This is a genomic window from Streptomyces sp. NPDC007929 (assembly GCF_042959065.1).
Taxonomy (GTDB): Bacteria; Actinomycetota; Actinomycetes; order Streptomycetales; family Streptomycetaceae; genus Streptomyces.
The window spans coordinates 288,341-309,444 of record NZ_JBIBKD010000006.1 but is presented as its reverse complement, the minus strand read 5'-3'; the positions used below and the strand labels follow the sequence as shown (position 1 = coordinate 309,444).

At 73.2% G+C, this 21,104-nt stretch carries 19 protein-coding genes and 1 pseudogene; 9 read left to right on the top strand and 11 right to left on the bottom strand.

What is annotated here, in order from left to right:
* Positions 1 to 44: 44 nt before the first annotated feature.
* Positions 45 to 995 (top strand): alpha/beta fold hydrolase, encoded by a 951-nt coding sequence (locus ACFZDE_RS22190; RefSeq protein ID WP_391202586.1) that lies wholly within the window; start codon positions 45 to 47, stop codon positions 993 to 995.
* A gap of 175 nt (positions 996 to 1,170) precedes the next feature.
* Here the strand turns inward: ACFZDE_RS22190 and ACFZDE_RS22185 are convergent, their stop codons facing one another.
* The 3 genes from ACFZDE_RS22185 to ACFZDE_RS22175 form a co-directional block, all read right to left on the bottom strand.
* On the bottom strand, positions 1,171 to 1,803 hold the full coding sequence (locus ACFZDE_RS22185; protein WP_391202015.1) for a hypothetical protein: 633 nt from the start codon (positions 1,801 to 1,803) through the stop codon (positions 1,171 to 1,173).
* A 171-nt stretch (positions 1,804 to 1,974) separates the two neighbouring features.
* On the bottom strand, positions 1,975 to 4,344 hold the full coding sequence (locus ACFZDE_RS22180) for a PQQ-binding-like beta-propeller repeat protein (RefSeq protein ID WP_391202013.1): 2,370 nt from the start codon (positions 4,342 to 4,344) through the stop codon (positions 1,975 to 1,977).
* A gap of 192 nt (positions 4,345 to 4,536) precedes the next feature.
* On the bottom strand, positions 4,537 to 5,262 hold the full coding sequence (locus ACFZDE_RS22175) for a VOC family protein (RefSeq protein ID WP_391202010.1): 726 nt from the start codon (positions 5,260 to 5,262) through the stop codon (positions 4,537 to 4,539).
* 122 nt (positions 5,263 to 5,384) lie between these two features.
* On the opposite strand from ACFZDE_RS22175, the gene ACFZDE_RS22170 reads away from it, so the two are divergent.
* The gene (locus tag ACFZDE_RS22170; RefSeq protein WP_391000976.1) at positions 5,385 to 6,032 is read left to right on the top strand and encodes a TetR family transcriptional regulator; all 648 of its coding nucleotides are present in this window, start codon (positions 5,385 to 5,387) and stop codon (positions 6,030 to 6,032) included.
* A 125-nt stretch (positions 6,033 to 6,157) separates the two neighbouring features.
* Here ACFZDE_RS22170 and ACFZDE_RS22165 read toward each other — a convergent pair whose 3' ends face one another.
* Together ACFZDE_RS22165 and ACFZDE_RS22160 are read right to left on the bottom strand one after the other, a co-directional pair.
* Positions 6,158 to 6,628: a nitroreductase/quinone reductase family protein gene (locus ACFZDE_RS22165; protein ID WP_391000973.1), complete on the bottom strand. Its 471-nt coding sequence runs from the start codon at positions 6,626 to 6,628 to the stop codon at positions 6,158 to 6,160.
* Positions 6,625 to 7,857, bottom strand: coding sequence for an acyl-CoA dehydrogenase family protein (locus tag ACFZDE_RS22160; RefSeq protein ID WP_391202007.1), 1,233 nt, complete (start codon positions 7,855 to 7,857; stop codon positions 6,625 to 6,627). The genes ACFZDE_RS22165 and ACFZDE_RS22160 overlap by 4 nt, the downstream gene beginning before the upstream one ends.
* 109 nt (positions 7,858 to 7,966) lie before the next feature.
* On the opposite strand from ACFZDE_RS22160, the gene ACFZDE_RS22155 reads away from it, so the two are divergent.
* Together ACFZDE_RS22155 and ACFZDE_RS22150 are read left to right on the top strand one after the other, a co-directional pair.
* Positions 7,967 to 9,136, top strand: a complete 1,170-nt coding sequence (locus tag ACFZDE_RS22155; protein ID WP_391202004.1) for an acetyl-CoA acetyltransferase — start codon at positions 7,967 to 7,969, stop codon at positions 9,134 to 9,136.
* A 111-nt stretch (positions 9,137 to 9,247) separates the two neighbouring features.
* A complete protein-coding gene (locus tag ACFZDE_RS22150; protein WP_391202001.1) occupies positions 9,248 to 9,925 on the top strand; it encodes a pyridoxal 5'-phosphate synthase in 678 nt (225 codons plus the stop codon).
* A 191-nt stretch (positions 9,926 to 10,116) separates the two neighbouring features.
* Here the strand turns inward: ACFZDE_RS22150 and ACFZDE_RS22145 are convergent, their stop codons facing one another.
* From ACFZDE_RS22145 to ACFZDE_RS22125, 5 genes are all read right to left on the bottom strand, one after another.
* The gene (locus ACFZDE_RS22145; protein ID WP_391201999.1) at positions 10,117 to 11,019 is read right to left on the bottom strand and encodes a GNAT family N-acetyltransferase; all 903 of its coding nucleotides are present in this window, start codon (positions 11,017 to 11,019) and stop codon (positions 10,117 to 10,119) included.
* A gap of 59 nt (positions 11,020 to 11,078) precedes the next feature.
* Positions 11,079 to 11,291 (bottom strand): DUF4287 domain-containing protein, encoded by a 213-nt coding sequence (locus ACFZDE_RS22140; RefSeq protein WP_391201996.1) that lies wholly within the window; start codon positions 11,289 to 11,291, stop codon positions 11,079 to 11,081.
* A gap of 97 nt (positions 11,292 to 11,388) precedes the next feature.
* Positions 11,389 to 12,015: a GNAT family N-acetyltransferase gene (locus ACFZDE_RS22135; RefSeq protein ID WP_391201993.1), complete on the bottom strand. Its 627-nt coding sequence runs from the start codon at positions 12,013 to 12,015 to the stop codon at positions 11,389 to 11,391.
* Between the two features lie 36 nt (positions 12,016 to 12,051).
* On the bottom strand, positions 12,052 to 12,438 hold the full coding sequence (locus tag ACFZDE_RS22130; RefSeq protein WP_391000956.1) for an OB-fold domain-containing protein: 387 nt from the start codon (positions 12,436 to 12,438) through the stop codon (positions 12,052 to 12,054).
* A complete protein-coding gene (locus tag ACFZDE_RS22125; protein WP_391000953.1) occupies positions 12,435 to 12,887 on the bottom strand; it encodes a DoxX family protein in 453 nt (150 codons plus the stop codon). Before ACFZDE_RS22125 ends, ACFZDE_RS22130 begins: the two co-directional genes overlap by 4 nt.
* Positions 12,888 to 13,209: 322 nt before the next feature.
* Between ACFZDE_RS22125 and ACFZDE_RS22120 the strand changes: the two genes are divergently transcribed.
* The 4 genes from ACFZDE_RS22120 (at position 13,210) to ACFZDE_RS22105 (ending at position 18,227) form a co-directional block, all read left to right on the top strand.
* On the top strand, positions 13,210 to 14,415 hold the full coding sequence (locus ACFZDE_RS22120) for an NAD(P)-binding domain-containing protein (RefSeq protein WP_391201990.1): 1,206 nt from the start codon (positions 13,210 to 13,212) through the stop codon (positions 14,413 to 14,415).
* A 139-nt stretch (positions 14,416 to 14,554) separates the two neighbouring features.
* Complete coding sequence (locus ACFZDE_RS22115; RefSeq protein WP_391201987.1) at positions 14,555 to 16,780, top strand: acetate--CoA ligase family protein; 2,226 nt, start codon at positions 14,555 to 14,557, stop codon at positions 16,778 to 16,780.
* Complete coding sequence (locus ACFZDE_RS22110) at positions 16,780 to 17,571, top strand: enoyl-CoA hydratase-related protein (RefSeq protein ID WP_391201984.1); 792 nt, start codon at positions 16,780 to 16,782, stop codon at positions 17,569 to 17,571. The genes ACFZDE_RS22115 and ACFZDE_RS22110 overlap by 1 nt, the downstream gene beginning before the upstream one ends.
* Before the next feature lie 41 nt (positions 17,572 to 17,612).
* Complete coding sequence (locus tag ACFZDE_RS22105; protein ID WP_391201981.1) at positions 17,613 to 18,227, top strand: flavin reductase; 615 nt, start codon at positions 17,613 to 17,615, stop codon at positions 18,225 to 18,227.
* A gap of 3 nt (positions 18,228 to 18,230) precedes the next feature.
* Here the strand turns inward: ACFZDE_RS22105 and ACFZDE_RS22100 are convergent.
* Positions 18,231 to 19,351, bottom strand: a pseudogene (locus ACFZDE_RS22100) (methyltransferase).
* A 304-nt stretch (positions 19,352 to 19,655) separates the two neighbouring features.
* Between ACFZDE_RS22100 and ACFZDE_RS22095 the strand changes: the two are divergent.
* Entirely contained in the window at positions 19,656 to 20,906 is a 1,251-nt protein-coding gene (locus tag ACFZDE_RS22095) for a helix-turn-helix domain-containing protein (protein WP_391201979.1), read from the top strand.
* Positions 20,907 to 21,104 lie beyond the last annotated feature (198 nt).

Below are 21,104 nucleotides of genomic sequence, written 5' to 3'. Positions count from 1 at the left end.
CGATTCTCATACATGCGTATGCTCGGGGGGTGGTTGAGCATCGGATGATCGACGTCAATGGCATACAGCTGCACATCGCCGAGCAGGGCGAGGGCCCGCTCGTGGTGCTGCTGCACGGGTTCCCGGAGTCCTGGCACTCCTGGCGGCACCAGTTCGCCCCGCTGGCCGAGGCCGGATTCCGGGTGGTCGCGCCCGACCAGCGCGGGTACGGCGGCAGCGACCGCCCCGAGGAGGTGTCCGCCTACAGCATCCTGCACCTGGTGGGGGACGTGGTCGGGCTGATCCACGCGCTGGGCGAGGAGCGGGCGTTCGTCGTCGGGCACGACTGGGGCGCGCCGGTGGCCTGGCACACCGCGCTGCTGCGGCCGGACGTGGTGCGCGGGGTGGCCGGGCTGAGCGTGCCGCCGCCGTTCCGCGGCAGCCGGCCCCCGCTCCAGACCATGCAGGAGCGGTTCGGGGGGCGCTTCTACTGGAACTACTTCAGCCGTCCCGGTGTCGCGGACGCCGAGTTCGCCGCCGACACCCGCACGACCCTGCGCAAGCTGCTGTACTCCGCCTCCGGTGACGCCCCGGACGCCGGGCGCCCCGAGCAGGCCCTGGTCGACCTGGAGCGCGGCTGGCTCACGGACGCGCCGAACCCCGAGGTGCTGCCCGGGTGGCTCACCGAGGACGACCTCGACGTGCTCACCGAGAGCTTCGAGCCCGGCTTCACCGGCGCCCTCAACTGGTACCGCAACCTGGACCGCAACTGGGAGCTGACCGCCCCCTGGCAGGACGCGGTCGTCTCCCCGCCCGCGCTGTACGTGTACGGCGACCGGGACCTGGTCCCGGCCTTCCCCGGCACGCCCGAACTGATCGAGCGGCTGCCGGAGTTGATGCCGAACCTGCGCCGTGAGCCGCTCGTGCTGCCGGGCTGCGGCCACTGGACGCAGCAGGAGCGGCCCGCCGAGGTGAACGAGGCGCTGATCGGCTTCCTGACGGAGCTGCGGGACTAAGGGGTCCTTTCACTATGAGCGTCCGATCAGGTCGCGTGGCCTGGTGCCGTGCATCGCAAGGCGCCGGAAGGTCCTCGTAGCGGAGCTACTAGGGCCTTTCGGCAACGCGGCGAGGTGCGGTGCCAGGCCGCGCGACCCGGACGGGCATAGTGAAAGGACCCCTAACCCGCCGCCGTCAGTCGTCGACGAGGGCCTGACGGTCGACCTCGCAGTGGTCGACCGAGTCCACCAGACCCGAGCCGCCCACCCGGACGTCGACGGTGGCCGTGCCGTTCGCGGGGACCGTGACGTCCCCGTACCGGCTGACGACGGTGATGCCCCGGTCGTCCTCGAAGGTGACCGAGACGGAGAAGTCCGCCTTGCGGCCGTTGGGGTTACGGACCTCGACGGTCGCGTAGGGGGCGGTGGGGGTGGCGCAGGTGACCAGCCGTGCCGTGCCGTCCTTCAGGGCCTTGCCGCTGCCGGAGCCGGAGGACGACGTGGGCGTGGAACCGTAGCCCGGCCTGCGGGCGGAGGAGCTGCCGCCACCGCTGCCGCCGCTGCTCGCGTAGTCATCGTCGTCGGAGCCGTAGGACCCGCCGCCGGAGCCGTAGGACCCGCGGCTGGAGCCGCTGGAGCCGTACGAGCCGCCGCTCGACGAGGACGACCGCGAACTGTCGTGGTCCTGGCTGGAACTGCTGCACCCCCCGCCGCCCGAGCCGCTGCCGTGGCTGCTGCCGCGACCCCGGCCGGAGGAGAACCCGGTCAGTGCCAGCATCACCAGGACCAGTACCGCTGTGAATCTGAGCCTGCGCCCCCGAATCCGCATGGCGGAGAGCCTAGCGATCTTCTGTCACGCTCATGTCACCGCATGGCGACCGGTTCGTGCCCGGCGTAGCGTCGGGGGTGGTGGAAGCGGCGCACGGGCCGCTCCCCGACAAGCGGCGGCCGCCGTCCGGATCCCCTTCCGTACGCCGGTACGACGGCCGTCCCGGGCGGGTCAGGCGGTGCGCGCCGTGCCCGTGCCCTTCTCCGCGTCCAGTGCGTACACACAGCGGTCCTTGCTGCACGCGTACACCACCCCGTCCCGGACGACCGGGGAGCCGGTGATCTCGCCGCCGGTGGCGAGTTTCCAGCGCAGCCGGCCGTCGTCGGCCTTCAGGGTGTAGAGCAGGTGGTCGGTGGAGCCGAAGTGGATCCGGCCCTCGGCCACCGAGGGGGCGCCGACGATGTCGCCGCCCGCCTGGAAGCGCCACTTGGGCGTGCCGGTGACCGCGTCGAGGGTGTAGAGGCCCTTGCCGCTGCCCACGTGGACATGGCCGGCGGCGACCAGGACGGGGTCGACGGAGGCCCGGGACTCGGTGGCGATGCGCCAGCGGTCGCGGCCGTCGGTGGCGTCGAGGGCGTAGACCGTGCCGAGGTAGTCGGCGAGGTAGATGCCGCCGCCGGTGACGGCCGGGCCGGGCACGAAGGTGGGCGGGCAGAGGAACACGGCCGGGGCCTCGAAGTGCCACTTCACGTGCCCGGCGGCCACGTCCAGGGCGAGGACGCGGGTACCGGCGCAGACGTAGACGTAGCCGTCGGTGGCCTGGGTGAGCCGGATCGGCACGCCGCCGCAGGAGGCCGCGTCGCCGATCGGGTACGACCAGCGCTCCTCGCCGGTGCGGGCGTCCAGGGCGCGCAGCCGGGCGTCCTGCCACACGTAGACCGTGCCGTCGTGCAGGGCGGGTCCGGCCTCGGGGGACTCGAAGTCGGTCTGGCAGCCGGTGATCTCCCAGAGCTTCTGGCCGCCGGAGGCCTCCCAGCCCTGGACGCCGCCGCCCCGGGTGCCGGTGACGACGGTGCCGCGGCCGGCCTGGAGCGAGTAGACCCAGGCGTCCGTCTGGAGCCGCCACAGGTCGGCGCCCTCCCGGGCGTCCAGGGCGAACAGCGTGGGCCCGTCGGAGGCGTGGATACGGCCGTCCGCGACCGCCATGGACCAGGCGACGTCCCGGGTCTTGAAGCGGCGGCGGCCGGTGGCGACGTCCAGGGCGTGCACCTCGAAGGAGGTGACGTAGACCAGGTCGCCGGCGACCGAGGGCGTGCCCCAGACGTCGTTGGACATGCGGAAGCGCCAGGGCCGCCAGCCCCCGGCCTGCTCCGGCGGCGCGGCCGGGGCCGGCGGGGCGGTGACGGCGGGGCCCACGGCGGGGTCGGTGCCGTTGACGCCGGGGCGGGGCTTGGACCAGGAGGCGGCGAGGGCGGCCTCCGGCCGGGGCGCCGCGACGGCGGCGGCGCGTACGTCGGCGACGCGCGGGCCCGGGCCGATGGGCACCGGGGCACCGGCGAGGCGGACCGGGCCGGTGTCGGGGCCACCGGAGGGCGCGGGCACCGGGACGACGGGGTCGTGCGGGGGCGGGGGCGGGATGGGCGCGGGGCCGGGTGCGGGGCGTCCGCCGCCGCGGGCCGCGCCGGGGGCGGGCTTGCCGGCCGGGCGGCCGTTGCGGCGGGACTCGATCAGGCTCACGGCCCGCTCGGGAAGCCAGGCGGAGGCCGTGCCGCTGTCGTCGGAGCCGGAGCCGAAGAGGTGCGGGGCCAGCTGCGACTGGAGGTCGGCCGGGTTGGGGCGGGCCGTGGGGTCCATCTGCATACAGGACTCGATGAGCGGACGCAGCTCGTCCGGGAGGCCCTCCAGGTCCGGGCCCTCGCGCAGCAGCATGAAGACCGTCTCGACCGGGTTGGCGCCGTGGAAGGGCGGGTGCCCGGTGGCGGCGAAGACCAGCATCGAGCCCAGGGAGAACACGTCGCTGGCGCCGGTGACGCTGCGGGAGTCCTTGGCCTGCTCGGGCGACATGTAGGCGGGGGTGCCGACGGCGACATTGGTCATCGTCAAACGCGTGTTCGAAACGCCCGACGCGATACCGAAGTCGATCACCCGGGGGCCGTCCTCGACGACCAGCACGTTCGACGGCTTGAGGTCGCGGTGCACCAGGCCCGCGCCGTGGATGGACTGGAGCGCCTCGGCCACGCCCGCCGCCAGCCAGCGCACCGCCTGGGCCGGCATCGGGCCGCAGTCGTTCACTATCTCCTCGAGGGAGGGCGCGGGGACGTACGCGGTGGCCAGCCACGGCACGGCGGCGCGCGGGTCGGCGTCCACGACCGCGGCCGTGTAGAAGCCCGAGACGGCACGGGCCGCCTCCACCTCACGCGTGAAGCGGACCCGGAACAGCTGGTCCTCGGCCAGCTCCGTCCGGACGGTCTTGATCGCCACGCGTCGGCCGGACGCCGAACGCGCGAGATAGACCAGCCCCATGCCGCCGGCACCCAGCCGTCCCAGCACCTCGAACGGCCCGATCCGCCGCGGATCGTGCTGCGTCAGCTGATCCACCACTCTGCCTGCCACCTCCCCGTACGAGCCGCGCCAAGCCACATGTTCCACGCGACCCCGTGCAGCGTCTCACCACCGCACCGCCCTGGCGGCACGCACCCTGATTCTTCCTGGCCCGAGCCCCGGTTGCGAACCCGGTGACAATTGGGATGTCTCGACACAGAAGGGATCAAACGCTGACCAAATCCTGCCTGGTCAGCGGTGCAGCAGCGCGAAGGACGCCCCCTGATTGTCGGTGACGACGGCGACCTCGCCGTACGACGTCCCGAAAGGTGGTACCTGGACCCGGCCGCCGAGCCGCGTCACGTCCTCCACCGCGGCCGCCACGTCCTCGACGGCGAAGTGCACGAGAAAGTGGGGCGGCATCTCGGCCGGGTAGACGTCGGCGACCGGGGCGCGGCCGAAGTCGGGCTCGGCGTCCGGCCCGAACAGGGCCTCCTGGAAGAGGTCGCCGTAGAAGGCGTTGGCCGCCTCGGTGTCCCGGGCGTACAGCTCGGCCCAGGCGAAGGTGCCCGGCTCGTGCCGCTTGCCGAAGCCGGGGTGCTCCTCCGGCTGCCACAGGGCGAAGACGGCGCCCTCGGGGTCGGTGACGAGCGCGGTGACGCCCAGGTCCCCGGCCGGCACCGGCGCCGAGACGATCTGCCCGCCCGCGTCCCGGATGCGCCGGGCCAGGGCCGGGGCGTCCGGGGTCGCGAAGTACACCGTCCAGACGGTGGGCAGCCGCCCGTCCACCTTGCGGACCAGGGCCGCCACCGGCTCCCCATCCTTCAGTGCCTCGGTGAACGAGCCGAACCACGCGTCCTCGAAGGTCCACCCGAAAAGTTCACCGTAGAACCGCTTGCCCGCCTCGACGTCGCGAAGCTGCGCGTCCACCCAGCAGGGGACGCCCTCTCCGTACACCGATGCCCTGTTTTCGGCCATGCCGACAACGTAACCGCGACTGCCGCACCCCGCAGACCAGGCACACCAGTCCCGCTACTCCCTCGCACCCCATTTGCAGTCGGCCGAATCGCGCCCCGATCACGCCTCGGTAAGCTGACGGCATGACAGGACAAGTGCGTACCGTCGACGGCCGCGTGGCCGGCCGGCGTGGGCAGGCGACCCGGCAGAAGCTGCTCGACTGCCTCAGCGAGATGCTCAGCTCCTCCCCGTACCGCGACGTCAAAGTCATCGATGTCGCCCGGAAAGCGGGCACTTCGCCCGCGACCTTCTATCAGTACTTCCCGGACGTCGAGGGCGCCGTCCTGGAGATCGCCGAGCAAATGGCCACCGAGGGCGCCGCGTTGACGGAGCTCCTGGAGGGCCGTTCCTGGGCAGGCAAGGCCGGCTGGCAGACGGCGCAGGAACTCGTCGACGGCTTTCTGGAGTTCTGGCGCAAGAACGACGCCATCCTCCGGGTCGTCGACCTCGGTGCCGCCGAGGGCGACAAGCGCTTCTACAAACTCCGGATGAAGATCCTCAACTCGGTGAACAACTCCCTCGCGGACGCCGTCGCCGAGCTCCAGGCCAAGGGCAGGGTCGACAAGGACGTGAACCCGGCGGCCGTCGCCGGTTCGCTGGTCGCGATGCTCGCGGCCGTCGCCTCCCACCAGAAGGGCTTCTCCTCCTGGGGCGTGAAGCAGGCCGAACTGAAACCGAACCTCGCCCTGTTGGTGCACCTGGGCGTCACCGGCCGGAAGCCGACGCGATAGCGCGGCGCGCCCGCCTCTTCCCCCACCCGTCCTGTCTGGCAGGCGGTGGTCCACCCGGGTGGACCACCGCCTGTCGTGCTCTTCGGCTCCCGCCGCCCCCGCCGCCGCTTGCGCCGCCTCCGCCGCTATCGCCGCACGAGCCGGAACACCCGGATCTCCCGTTCCACCCGCGCCTGGTACGCCGCGTACGGCGGCCAGAACCGCAGCAGCGCCCGCCAGGCCGCCGCCCGCTCCTCCCCCGCCAGCGGCAGGGCCGTCACCGGGACGTCCCGGCCCCGCCAGCTGATCTCCGCGTCGGGATGCGCGAGCAGGTTGTGACTCCAGGCGGGGTGCCCGGGCCGCCCGAAGTTGGACCCGACGACGATCCAGGAGCGCCCGCCGTCCTCGGGCATGCAGGCCAGCGGGGTACGGCGGGGCAGGCCGCTGCGCGCCCCGGTCGAGGTCAGCACCACCCCGGGCAGCAGTTGCGCGCTGAGCAGCACCTTTCCCCTGGTGAGCCGGTGGACAGCTCGGTCGAGGGCGGGCACCACGTGCGGTGCCACACGAGCGAAGCCCCTGGTCGACGACACCTTCTGCACCACACGCGCACCCCTCATGGGCCGGCCTCCTCGAAGACGTGTGCCGCGTCGGCCGCGTGTGCCCGCAGCCGGTGCACCGGCCCGAACAGCAGCTCGTCGCCCGCGGCACGCTTGAAGTACAGATGGGCCTCGTGCTCCCAGGTGAAGCCGATGCCGCCGTGCAGCTGGATGCCCTCGGCGGCGGCCCGGCGCAGCGCTTCGAGCGCCTGGGCGAGGGCGAGCGCGCCGGGCGTCTCCTCGGCGGCGGGGGTGGTTCCGCTCGCGGTGACGCCCGTGGCGGCGGTGGCTTCCGCGGCGGCCGACCAGGCCGCGTAGTACGCCGCCGAGCGAGCCGCCTGGACCTGGACGTAGGCGTCGGCCAGCCGGTGCTTGACCGCCTGGAAGGAGCCGACCGGCCGCCCGAACTGCTCGCGCTGCCCGACGTACTCGACGGTCCGCTCCAGCACCCGGCCGGCCGCCCCCACGGCCTCGGCGGCGAGGCAGGCGGCGGCGGTGTCCCCGAGCCGGGCGAGGACGGGGAGCGGGTCGGCGATCTCGTTGCCCAGCAACTCGGCTGATGTGTCGCGCAGTTGGATCCGTCCCTGCGGGCGGGTGGCGTCCAGCGCGGTCCGGCGTACGCGGGTGAGGCCGGGGGCGTCACCACGCACCAGGAAGAGCAGCACGCGGGAGCGGACGAAGCCCCCGGTGTGCGCCGCGACCAGGAGCAGCCGGGCGCTGTGCCCGTCGAGGACCTGGTCGACCTGCCCGTACAGCCGCCAGTCGCCCGCCACCCGGCGGGCCTGGACGCCCCCGGCCCGTCCCCCGCCGGCCCACGTCCCGCGCCGGTCGTGTCCGGTGAGCGCGAGGGCGGTGGCGAGGGCGGGCCCCGGTACGGCGAGGGCGGCGGTGAGTTCACCGGAGGCGACGCGGGGCAGGAGCTCGGCGCGCTGGGCGTCGGTGCCGAGGGCCAGCAGCAGGGGGGCGGCGAGGACGGCGGTGGCGAGCAGCGGGGTGGGGGCGAGGGCGCGACCCGTCTCCTCGCAGGCCAGGGCCAGTTCGGTCGCGGTGCAGCCGACACCGCCGTAGGCCTCGGGGAGGGCGAGGCCGGGCAGGCCGAGTTGCTCGGCGAGGGTGGTCCACAGGGCGGGGTCGTGTCCGGCCGGGGTGTCGACGGCGGCCCGCAGCTCCTGTGGACCGCACCGCTTGCCCAGCAGTTCGCGCAGGGTGCGGCGGATCTCGTCCTGTTCGTCGGTGAAGCGGGCGTCCATGGGGCACCTCTCTCCGCATCTGACGGTGCGTCATATTAGGGCGGCGCAACGGGGAAGCCCAGAGCCCTGCACTGCCGCACCCGCCGCGATCTGATGTACCGTCAGATTCATGGTGGCGCGGAGGAAAGTGGCCGTCGTCGGCGTGGCCCTCTCGGACTGCGGCCGGGTGGACGACGCGACCCCGTACGCACTGCACGCCCAGGCGGCCCGACGCGCCCTGGCGGACGCGGGCCTGGACCGGTCGCTGGTCGACGGCTTCGCCTCGGCGGGCCTCGGCACCCTGGCGCCCGTCGAGGTCGCCGAGTACCTGGGCCTGCGGCCCACCTGGGTCGACTCCACCTCCGTGGGCGGTTCCACCTGGGAGGTGATGGCGGCCCACGCGGCGGACGCGATCGCGGCCGGGCACGCCCGCGCGGTGCTGCTCGTCTACGGCTCGACGGCCCGGGCGGACGTCCGCGCCGGCCGCCGCACCGGAACGCTGTCCTTCGGCACCCGGGGCCCGATGCAGTTCGAGGTCCCCTACGGCCACACCCTGATCGCCAAATACGCCATGGCGGCCCGCCGCCACATGATCGAGTACGGCACGACGATCGAGCAGCTGGCGGAGGTCGCGGTGCAGGCCCGGGCCAACGCGGCCCTCAACCCGGAGGCGATGTTCCGCACCCCGGTCACGGTCGACGAGGTGCTGTCCGGGCCCATGATCGCGGACCCCTTCACCAAGCTGCACTGCTGCGTCCGTTCCGACGGCGGGGCGGCGGTGCTGCTGGTGGCCGAGGAGTACCTGCGGGACTGCCGTACCGCGCCGGTGTGGGTGCTGGGCAGCGGGGAGTGCGTGTCGCACGCGGCGATGTCGGAGTGGCCGGACTTCACGGTATCGCCCGCGGCGGTCAGCGGGCGGCTGGCGTTCGAGCGGGCGGGGGTGCGGCCGGCGGAGATCGAGGTCGCCGAGATCTACGACGCCTTCACCTACATGACCCTGGTGACGCTGGAGGACCTCGGCTTCTGCGGCAAGGGCGAGGGCGGGGCGTTCGTGGAGAAGGGGCGACTGCGGGTCGAGGGCGGCGCGCTGCCGGTGAACACCGACGGGGGCGGGCTGTCGGCCCAGCATCCCGGGATGCGGGGGCTGTTCCTGCTGGTGGAGGCGGTGCGGCAGCTACGCGGGGAGTGCGGGGAGCGGCAGGTACGGCGGGGCGACGGCTCACCCCCGCGACTGGCGGTGGCGTCGGGGACGGGGGGCTGGTTCTGCTCGTCGGGGACGGTGGTGCTGGGGGCGGGGTGAAGGGGCGAGCGCTACCGGGGGGGCAGGGGATGCCTCGCGAGGACGCAGATGGCGGCGGGCCGGGAATGGCCGCGCTCCCTGTCACCCGGCGGGAGCGGACACAATCGAGGCATGGCAACCGATCTTCACGAGCTGCTGAGGTCACTGCGGGTCTGGGACCCGAAGGTCACGGACCTGCCCCCCTTCGACCCGGACACCGCCCCGGCCGCTCCCCTGCCGCTGTTCGCCGAGTGGTTCGCGGCGGCGGTGGCGGCCGGCCAGACCGAGCCGCACACCATGTCGCTGGCGACCTCCGACGAGTCGGGCCTGCCCGACGTGCGGATCGTGATGCTGCACGGCGCGGACGCCGACGGCTGGTCCTTCGCCTCCCACGCCGGCAGCCGCAAGGGGCGGCACCTCACCGGGCGTCCGTACGCCGCGCTCGGCTTCTACTGGCCGGTGCTGGGCCGCCAGGTCCGGGTGCGCGGCCCGGTGACGGCGGCGCCGTCCGAGGACGCCCAGGGCGATCTGCACGCCCGCTCGACGGGCGCGCTGGCGGCAGCACTGACCGGGAGGCAGAGCGAGATCCTGCCGTCCCTGGACGACCTGGCCCGGGCCTCGCAGTCGGCGTGGGAACGGGCGTCGCGGGAGCCGGACGCACCGGTGCCGTCCTGGACGCTGTACCGGCTGCGGGCCGACGAGGTCGAGTTCTTCCAGGGCGACGAGCGACGCCGGCACGTACGACTGCGCTACCGGCGGGACGGGGAGCAGGGCGGCGAGGAGTGGTCGCGGGAACTGCTGTGGCCGTGAGGGGCCGGGCTAGGGGGTGCCTGACAAATGAGCGCGGGAGAAGGAGCGGCGTCCGGTGCGTGCGATCGCAAGGCGCCGGAGCGTCCTCGTGGCGGAGCCACGTGGACGGTTCGGCAACGCGGCGAGCGTGCGTGCCGGGCGTCGCGACGCCGCGGGCATGTGTCAGACACCCCCTAGGGCGAGGCCTGCCTCTATGTGAAGTCGTGCACGTCGAAGTCCGCCACCGGCCGGTAGCCGATGCGCTGGTAAAGGCCGTTGCTGGTCGGGTTGTCCAGGTCGGTGAAGAGGAGGACCTCGTCCACGCCGGAGGCCAGGGCGGCTCGGCTGACCTCGGCCGTCACGGCACCCGCGTAGCCGCTGCGGCGGAAGCGGGGCGGGGTGTAGACCGAGGCGACGCGGACCTGACCCGCGACCCGGGGCCCGGTGCCGGCCATGGCGACCGGTGTGCCCTCGGGGGTCTCCCACAAGGTGATGCCGCCGCTGTCGATACGGGCGTCCGCCCACTCGGCGGAGTCACGGACGGTGCCCAGGTCGACGGCCGCGCTGAACTCGTCGTGCCAGCGCCGCAGAAGCTCCCGGTCGGTCCCGACGGCGATCCGGGGGCGACCGGGCGGAAGGGGGCCCGGCTCGGTCAGGGTGCCGAGCCGGTAGAGCCGCTGGCGCTGGCGCGGGACGATCTGGGCGCCCGTGTGCCGCCGCCAGGCCTCGGCGAAGGCGGCCGCGGTGTCGCGCTCCGCGTTCACCCCGGGCAGCCGCCGGCCGAGGGCGGCCAGGCGGGCGGCGAGGGAGTCGGCGTCCTCGGGGGTGACGGCGGTGAGGTTCAGCCAGTGCGGCGGGGTGCGGAAGAAGGCCGCCCGGACCTCTCCAACCCGCTCCAGCACGCCGAACTCCGGTGCCCCGTCGCCGTACACGCCCCGGCCGTGGGTGCGCAGGGTCTCCGTGACCGTCAGCGGCACGGTGTGCAACGCCGGGCGGGAGCGCAGGAAGGCGCCCGCGCGGGTCAGGAACGCGTCGAGGTCATGGGTGAGGTGCCAGCCCCCGCCCGCGGCGGAGCGGGATGCGGTCTCGGGGGCGTCTCCGGTTCCGGTGTCCATGGTTCATGGTGCCCCGGCCGCAGTCCGGGCACCCCTGAATTTACGGGGGTGCCGTCGGTTCACCTGCCGCTGTCCTCGGCGAGCGTGTACGCCACCAGCGCGTTGCCGTGTCCGTGGCCCAGGCCGTGTTCGGTCTTGAGCCAGTCGACGAGCTCCATGTGCCGGGTCAGCGGCGAGGATCGGATGAGCTCCTGCCAGTCGGCGATCGGGCGGCCGTACTTCTTCTCGATGGAGGGGAAGTAGGCGGCGGGGCCCTTCACGGGTGCGGTCATCTCGGACGGTCCCTTCTCTGCTGTGCGGAAATGCTGAGGTCACCGGATCAGACCGGCACGGACCCTCGCACTGATCGCCCGGTCGGCGTGAGGCGCATCACACCGACCCGTTCAGCCCTTCTCCCGGGCCCGGCGGCTCCGGGTCCGTGGCCAGGCGGGCGTGCAGATGGGCGTCCCGGAACGCGTCGTGCCGCCCCTCCTGGAAGATCGCCCCGCGCAGGGTGCCCTCGTACGGGAAACCGCACCTCTCGGCGATCCGGCACGAGGCGTCGTGACCGACCGCGTGGTCCAGCTCCAGCCGGTGCATCCCCAGTTCCGTCAGCGCCCAGCGGGCGGTGAGCAGCAGGGCCCGGGTGGCCACGCCCCGGCCGCGGGCCTCGGGCAGCACCCAGTAGCCGATCCGGGCGATCTTCAGGTGGTACTTGATCTCGTTGACGCCGATGTGCCCGAGCGGCGCGTCGGTGCGGGCGTCCGCGACCCGGAACGACACCGACGTCCCCTCCAGGGCGCTCTGGGCCCGTGCGAGCAGCGACTCCCGCGCACTCGCCCGGTCCGTGACCGGGCGCAGCGGGGTGTTCCAGCGCCGGAACTCCGGATCGCGCAGCCCGCGAAGCCAGGTGTCGACGTCGGCACCGGATCCGGCGTCCCAGGGGCGCAGACGGAGGCCGTGGCCGTGGAGATCCGGGTGCGGGCCGGTCATGGACTGGTCACGTATGGGGGCCATGGGTCCCATTGAATCCCGTGGTACGGGAAATCGGCCTCACACCCTTCGGAACACCGGCACTCCCTCCCGGAACGCCACCACCAGCTCCGCCCCGGCCGACAGGACGGCGTCGCCCACGATCTCCGTCATCATCCGCGGCCCCTCGGCGAGTTCGACCACGGCGGCGACGTAGGGGACGCGGTCCGGGAAGGGCGGCAGGTCGTTGCGGTGGACGACGGACCAGGTGTAGAGCGTGGCACGGCCGCTCGCCGGCTCCCAGGTGACGTCCTCGCTCCAGCAGTGGGGGCAGAACTCCCGCGGGTAGTGGTGGGCCCGGCCGCAGCCCCCGCAGCGGCGGATCAGCAACCGGCCCTCCGCTGCGGCGTCCCAGTACGTCCGTGTGAAGGCGTCGGGTTCTGGCAGGTCGAAGCGGTGCCCGGTCACGGGAACAGCCCGAACGCGCTGTCCAGCGACCACGTCTGCCAGGACATCCCGAACAGCCCGACCACCGACATCAGCGCCATCATCGAGTTCTGCCCCTGCTCGGCGACGTCGTGCACCATGAGCGTGAAGTACAGGGCGTTGAGGAGGAACCCTCCGGCCAGCGCGATCGGGGTGAGGAAGCCGGTGATCAGGCCCAGTCCGAGCGCCAGTTCCGCGTAGACGACGACGTACGCCATCACGCGCGGGTGTGGCGCGACGACCGTCTGGAAGCCCGACCGGACGGCGCTCCAGCGGTGCTCGGCGGCTATGGAGGCCGCCCAGGTGATGCCGGTGCCCCGCGCGAACCAGGCCTTGCGGTCCTTGTGCCGCCAGCTCTCCAGCCACCACAACCCGAGCCCGACGCGCAGCACGGCCAGCCATTCCGCCCCGGTGAGCCAGATCGTGTCCATGCGATCTGACGGTACGTCAGATCAGCGGATGCGCAAGGGGCGGTGAACGTCCACCTCCACGCGCCCGCGTCACCCCCGGCCCTGGGCGCGTCCGACGCTTTCGACGCCTCGACGCTTTCGACACTCGATGCCTTCGACGCCTCGCTACCTTCGACGCCTCGACGCCTTCGACATCTTCGACCAGGAACGATCACCGTCCCCCCACAACCAGGCCCACTACGCCACGAGCCCCACCCACCCCTCCTACAGGCGTGATCAATCCGAAACCAATTCCGGTCTTGACCGAGACCCATCAACCGGTCCCGTGATTACGCTCGCGCTCATGGCCGACTCCACACCCCCCACACACGCCTCCGCACAGCCCCCACCCGACCGCCCCGTCTACGTCATCGGCGGCGGACCCGGCGGGCTCTCCGCGGCGTACGCGCTGCGCGCCCGGGGCATACGGGCCGTCGTCCTGGAGAAGTCCGACCGGGTCGGGGCGTCCTGGCGCCGTCACTACGACCGGCTGCACCTGCACACCACCCGGCGCCTGTCGGCCCTGCCCGGGCTGCCGATGCCGCGCCGGTTCGGGCGCTGGGTGTCCCGGGACGACGTGGTGCGCTACCTGGAGAAGTACGCCGAGCACCACCGCCTGGAGATCGTCACCGGCGTCGAGGTGTCCCGCGTCGAGCGCACCCCCGACGGCACGGGCTGGCTGCTGCACGCCACCGGCGGCCGGGAGCTGACCGGAGCGGCGGTGGTCGTCGCCACCGGCTACAACCACACCCCGCGCCTGCCGGACTGGCCCGGCCGCGCCGGGTTCACCGGCGAGTTCCTGCACGCGGGCGAGTACCGGAGCGGCAAGCCCTACGCCGGCCGGGACGTCCTCGTGGTCGGCGTCGGCAACACCGGCGCCGAGATCGCCGTCGACCTGATGGAGAGCGGCGCCTCGCGGGTCCGGCTGGCGGTGCGCACCGTCCCCCACATCGTGCGCCGTTCGACCGCCGGCTGGGCCGCCCAGTACAGCGGTGTCCTGGTCCGCCGGCTGCCGGTCGGGCTGGTCGACCGGATCTCCCGGGCACAGGCCCGGATCGCCGTGCCCGATCTGTCGGCCCACGGGCTGCCGCGCCCGGACACCGGGCTGTACACGCGGGTGAAGCAGGGGGCCATCCCGGTGCAGGACGTCGGCCTGATCGACGCCGTGCGCAAGGGCGGGGTGCAGATCGTGGCGGCCGTGGAGGGCTTCGAGGACGGCGGCAAGATCGCACTCGCCGACGGCACCCGGATCTCCCCGGACGTGGTGATCGCCGCGACGGGGTACGTCCGCGCCCTGGAGGGCCTGGTCGGGCACCTCGGCGTCCTCGACGACCGCGGCAGGCCCGTCACGCACGGCCCCCGCTCCCCGAAGTCCGCTCCCGGCCTGTACTTCACCGGCTTCACCAACCCGATCAGCGGCAATCTCCGCGAGATGGCACTCGACGCGGTGAAGATCGCGAAGGCCGTCGCCCGGAGCGGCCAGGGGAGCGTCTCCCGCCTGCCGGGCTGAGCGCCTGCCGCCGACACCGCCACGCCTGAGTCGGTCCATTCGACAACTCCACCCGCCCACACCGTTCCTGACGTCGCATCAGTTCAGTAATCTGACAGAGCGTCAGTTAGCGGCTGTCTCACAGGAGCGGGCGGAAACGATGCTTGGATCGACTCACGGCACCCTCACCACCGACTCCCGCCGGACCCGGGCCATCGCCTGTGGCGAGCGGTCCGGGCCTGCCGTGCACGGCAGGCCCGCCCAGGCGGGCGACCTGGACGTCAGCGGACGGCCACTGCACTCCGGCGTCCCCGATCTGGACCGCTTCTTCCGACCCCGGTCCGTCGCCGTGATCGGCGCCTCGGACGCCGAGGGCCGCCCGAACACCGGGATCACGCGGCAACTGGCCGACTGGGCCGAGCGCGTCGGCGCCACGCTGTACCCGGTGCATCCCAGCCGGCCGTCCGTCTTCGGCATCCCCTGCTCCCCGTCCGTCGCCGCCCTGCCCGAGCAGGTGGACCTGGCCGTGGTGCTGGTCGGCGACCCCGTCCCGGTCATCGAGGAACTCGCGGAGGCCAAGGCGCGGTTCGCGGTCGTCTTCGCCTCCGGGTTCGCGGAGACCGGGCCGGAGGGCGAGGCAGCCCAGCAACGGCTGGCCGCCGCGGTGGAACAGTCCGAACTGCGGCTGCTCGGGCCCAACACCAACCTCAACGCCTTCGAGCGGTTCCGCGAGGACCTGGCGGGCCCGGCGATCGCGCTGATCACCCAGTCCGGTCACCAGGGCCGCCCCGTCTTCGCCCTCCAGGAACTCGGCATCCGCCTCTCCCACTGGGCCCCCACCGGCAACGAGGCCGACCTGGAGAGCGCCGACTTCCTCTCCTACTTTGCCGAGCGGCCCGAGGTCGGTGCGATCGCCTGCTACCTCGAAGGGCTGAAGGACGGCCGGTCCTTCCTGCTCGCGGCGGACCGGGCGGCCCGGCGCGGGGTGCCGGTCGTCGCCGTCAAGGTGGGCCGTACCGAGACCGGCGCCCGCACGGCCGCCTCCCACACCGGCAAACTGACCGGCGCGGACGCCGTGGTGGACGCGGCGCTGCGCCAGTACGGCGTGATCCGGGTCGACGGGCTCGACGAACTCCAGGACACCGCCGCCCTGCTGGCCCGGGCCCGCCCGCCGCGCGCCGACGGCGTCGTCGTCTACTCCATCTCCGGCGGCACCGGCGCACACGTCGCCGACCTGGCGACCGGGATGGGCCTGAGCCTGCCGGAGCTGTCCGAGGCCAAGCAGGCCGAGCTGCACCAGTGGATACCCGAGTACCTGAGCGTCGCCAACCCGGTCGACAACGGCGGGCATCCGGTCGGGGACGAACGCGGCCGGAAGATCATCGACGCGATCCTCGACGACCCTGAGGTGGGCGTGCTGATCTGCCCGGTCACGGGCCCGTTCCCCCCGCTCAGCGACCGGCTGGTCCGGGACCTGGTGGACGCCGCCGAGCAGACCGACAAACTCGTCTGCGTGGTGTGGGGTTCGCCGGTGGGCACCGAGCCCGCCTACCGGGAGGTCCTGCTCGGCTCCTCACGCGTGGCGACCTTCCGCACGGTCGGCAACTGCCTCTCCGCCGTCCGCGCCCACCTCGCCCACCACCGCTTCGCGGCCGCCTACCGCTCCCCCTTCGACGAGGCCCCCCGCACCCTGTCCCCGTCCTACCGCAAGGCCCAGGCCCTGATGCAGCCCGGCCGGCAGCTGAGCGAGCACGCGGCGAAGCAACTGCTGCGGGCGTACGGCATCCGCGTACCGCGCGAGCAGCTGGTGACCAGTGCGGCGGCCGCCGTCCGCGCGGCCGGTCTGGTGGGCTACCCGGTGGTGATGAAGGCCTCCGGGGCCCGGATCGCCCACAAGACCGAGCTGGGCCTGGTGAAGATCGGGCTGACCTCGGCGAGCCAGGTCCGCGACGCCTACCGGGAGCTGACCGACATCGCCCGCTACGAGGATGTCGCCCTGGACGGCGTCCTGGTCTGCCAGATGGTGGAGCAGGGCGTGGAGATGGTCGTCGGGCTCGCCCACGACGACCTGTTCGGCCCGACCGTGACCGTCGGACTGGGCGGTGTGCTCGTCGAGGTGCTGCGCGACACGGCCGTGGGGGTGCCGCCCTTCGGTGAGGAGCAGGCGCGGGACATGCTCGCCGGGCTGCGCGGGCGGGCCCTGCTCGACGGGGTCCGGGGGCGGCCGGCGGCGGATCTGGACGCGCTGGTGGAGGTCGTCCTGCGGGTGCAGCGCATGGCCCTGGAACTCGGGGACCAGCTCGCGGAGCTGGACGTCAACCCGCTCATGGTGCTGCCGCGGGGGCAGGGCGCGGTGGCGCTGGACGCGCTGGCGGTGTGCCGCTGATGCCCGGGCCCGAGGTGGTGCACACGCGGGGCGGCCACGTCCTGTCCGTCACGCTCAACCGGCCCGAGAGCCTCAACGCCCTCACGGCCGGGCAGCGCGAGGAGGTCATCGGGCTGCTGTCGGAGGCGTCGGCGTCGGCGGAGGTGCGGGCGGTGGTGCTCACGGGGACCGGCCGCGGCTTCTGCGCGGGGGCGGACCTCCGGGCCGCCGGCGCTCCCGGCGAACGCCTCCCGGGCGATGTCGCGCGCACCCTGCGCACCGGCGCCCAGCGGCTGATCGCGGCCGTGCTCGACTGCGAGAAGCCGGTGATCGCGGCGGTGAACGGCACGGCGGCCGGGCTCGGCGCGCATCTGGCGTTCGCCTGCGACCTGGTCCTGGCCGCCGAATCCGCCCGGTTCATCGAGGTGTTCGTCCGCCGCGGCCTGGTCCCCGACGGCGGCGGCGCCTACCTCCTGCCGCGGCTCGTCGGACCGCAGCGCGCGAAGGAGCTGATGTTCTTCGGCGACGCGCTCACCGCGGCGGACGCCGAGCGGCTGGGGCTGGTGAACCGGGTCGTGCGGGACGAGGAGCTGGAGAAGACGGCACGCGCCTGGGCCGAGCGCCTCGCCTCCGGCCCGACCCGCGCCCTGGCCCTGACCAAGCAGCTCGTCAACGCCTCCCTCGACACCGACCGCGCCACCGCCTTCGCGGCCGAAGCCGCCGCCCAGGAGATCAACATGGCGACGGCGGACGCGCGGGACGGCCTGCGGAGCTTCGTGGAGCGCCGGAGCCCGGAGTACCGGGGCCACTGACCCTTCCCATCTGACGCTGCGTCAGTTTCAATGCGGATGTGATGGGACAAGCAGGGATGGCGGAAGCCGCCGTCCGCTACCTCAGGTCGGTCCGCGCCACCGCCCCGGAGCCCGTCGACGCGCTGCCGCGACCCGAGTTGAGGTGCGTCGGCGCCGACGAACGGGCCCCCCTCGACCCCCGGGAGTTCCGCCGGGTCCTCGGGAACTTCGCCACGGGCGTGACCGTGATCACCGCGCCCCCGGACACCCCCGGCGGCCCCCCCGCCGGTTTCGCCTGCCAGTCCTTCACCTCCCTCTCCCTCGACCCGCCCCTGGTCGCCTTCATGGTCGGCCGCACCTCGTCGACCTGGCCGCGGATCGCCCGCGCCGGGGTGTTCTGCGTGAACGTCCTGGGCGCCGGTCAGGAGGAGTTGTGCCGCGCCTTCGCGGTGAGCGGCGCGGACAAGTTCGCGGGCGTGGCCTACGACGCGACGCCGGTCTCGGGCGCACCGCGTCTGACGGGCGCCGTGGCGTGGATCGACTGCGCGATCCACGCCGTGCACACGGGCGGCGACCACCTCATCGTGGTGGGCCGGGTGGAGGCCCTCGGCACACAGGCCACCGACGACCCGCTCCTGTTCCACCGGGGGCGCTTCGCCCGGCTGGCGCCGCCGTAGGGCTCACACCGCCGTCAGCCGCCACAGTGACGTGACCTCGGTGGCCCGGGCGGCATGGAGCGGATCGGCGGTGTCCCGTACGCGGGAGAGGCGTGGGCGCGTGTCGAGCCGGTCGGCGACGCGCAGGCCCGCCGCCGCGATGGCTGCCGGCAACGCGCCCACCTCGCGCAGCCCGAGCCGTTCGGCGAGGTCGGACAGGACGAGCCAGCCCTCGCCGCCGGGTTCCAGCCGGTCGGCGAGCCCGCTCAGAAACTCCTGGAGCATCGCACCACCCGCGTCGTAGACGCCGAGGTCGAGGTCGGAGGCGGGCCGGGCGGGAAGCCAGGGCGGGTTGCAGACGACGAGGCCGGCACGGCCGACGGGGTACAGGCCGGGCCCGGTGACGCAGACGGTGCCCGCGAGCCCCAGCCGGCGTACGTTCGCCCGGGCGCACTCCCGTGCCCGGGCGCCGACGTCGGTGGCGACCACCTGCCCCACCCCGCGCCGGGCCAGCACGGCGGCGAGCACTCCGGTGCCCGTGCCCAGGTCGAACGCCGTACGCACGGTCCCGCCGCACGGCAGTGGCGCCCGTGCGACGAGGTCGACGTACTCGCTCCTGGTCGGCGCGAACACCCCGTAGTGCGGGTGGATCCGGGCGCCGAGCGCCGGTACGGCAACGCCTTTCTCCCGCCACTCCCGGGCGCCGATCACCCCCAGCAGCTCCGTGAGAGCGACGGCGACGGGACCGCCGGACGGGGCCCGTAGGCCTCGTCGCACGCCCGGCGTACATCCGGTGCGCGGCGCAGCGCCAGGGTGTGGTCGGCCTCCAGCAGGACGAGCAACTTGCCGAGCACGCGCGCACGGTGGGCGCGGTGCCGACGGTGTGCGTGAAACGCCTCGGCCGGGCGTCCCTGCTGTTCGGGCGCGCTACGGCCGACACGGCGGTCCATGGCGCGCAGCAGCTGACGAGCGTTGTGGAAATCCCCGCGCCACAGTAACGCGGTGCCCTCACAAGCGAGTCGGTGGGCGACTGCGGCCGGCATCAGGTCGTCGGCGGCGACGACCCGGCGGGGCAGGGGCAGCCCGGACTCAGAGTGCCAGCGGGCGGAACGGGGTCGAGCCTCGACCCAGCGGATCGTGGACACGGCAGACTCCTCGGAAGGTCGAACGTGGGCGAACGCGCGAGGTCACGACGACCACGTCACCGAGGACCATGCCGAGTGTCATCAACGGGCCTTTCGAGGAGTGGAAGCTGCCGGATCAAGAGTGCCAGATCTCGCGGGGACGGCCCCGCCACCGCAGGGTGCACCATGGCCACGTCGCCCGGGCCCGCGACACCGCGCACCGCATCCGCACGCACCGGGCTTGCTGAGCGTCGCCGAGCGCGCACACTCAACTCGCCCTGCCCATACCCTGACAGTGGACGCCGAACAGAGAAGGGGCGAGACCGTGCCATCTGACGCTACCCCGGACCCCTACGCCGACCCGCTTGTCTTCGGGCCACGGCTCCAGATCCTGCGCACCCGCAAGGGCCTCACCCGTGAGCAACTCGGAGGCCTCGTTGGCCGCTCCGGCTCCTGGGTCAAGGGCATCGAAACGGGCCGTCTCAAGACACCCAGACTCGAAGTGATCCTCCGCATCGCCGAGATCCTCCGCCTACGGGACCTCTCCGACCTCACAGGAGACCAGTCCGTGCGCGTCGGCCTCTTCACCGGACCCGGACACCCACGCCTCCCCGAAGTGAAGTCGGCTGTCGATGCCTTTCCACTCACGACCGAGCACCAGGCACCCCCCGCCGAGCACCTCCGCGCTCGCCTCGCACGTGCTTGGGCCGCCCGACACTCGGCCCCGAACCATCGTGAGGTCATCGGCGGATTGCTGCCGGACCTGATCCGCGACGCGCAAGCGGCGGCGCGCCAGGCCGACTCCGGACCGGAACGGCGTGCGGCACAGGCGGTCCTCGCGGAGGTGTACTCCCTCGCGCAGTTCTTCTGCGCCTACCAGCCCGACCCGGCGTTGCTGTGGCGGGTCGCCGACCGCGCCCTGATCGCGGCTCAGGAGTCCGAGGACCCGCACGCGATCGGCGTTGCCGCGTGGCTCGCCGCTCAGGCACATCGTGACAGTGGGCCCGCCCACTTCGACGCTGCCGACGCCGTGAACCTGGGCGCGCTGGCCTACCTCGAACCGCTGCTGCCGAACGCCGGCGACGATGTCCTCGCGATCACGGGCGCCCTCACGTTTGAAGCCGGTTACACGGCAGCCCGCCGGGGCGAGGCGGGGACAGCCTGGCGATACTGGGACCAGGCCCGGGACATGGCGGCCCGTCTGCCCGCCGCCTACTACCACTCGGTGACGTCGTTCTCACCCGGCATCATGGGCGCGCATGCAGTGACCATCGCCGTCGAGTTGCACGCCGGCGGGGAATCCGTACGGCAGGCCGCGGCTGCCGACGCAGCAACCATCCCGTCACGACCTCGACGCGCGCGCCATCGCATCGAAAGCGCTCGCGGCTACCAGCTCGACGGACAGCCTGACGTGGCACTCGCCACGCTCGACCAGGCCTACGAAGCGGCACCGGAAACGATCAAGTACAACGGCTATGCCAAGCGCATCATCCTGGAAGAGACCGAAGCCAAGTCTCCGGCGCGCAGGCGCCGTGCCTCGGGGCTCGCTGTAAAGCTCGGCCTTCTCGCAGCGTAGCCAAGGGGGCACAAACTGTGCCCCTGCCGCTGTACCGGCGCTCCTACGGTCACGTGGTGAAACGGAACGCACGTGACCGGGGAGGCCCGAGCATGCCCAGTGACCACAGCCACTCTGCCTTACGGCCCGACGTCGCCCCGCACGGCATGCTCGTACAGGGCACAGCAGACCGGCGATCAGCAGCGGAGCACTGGCTAT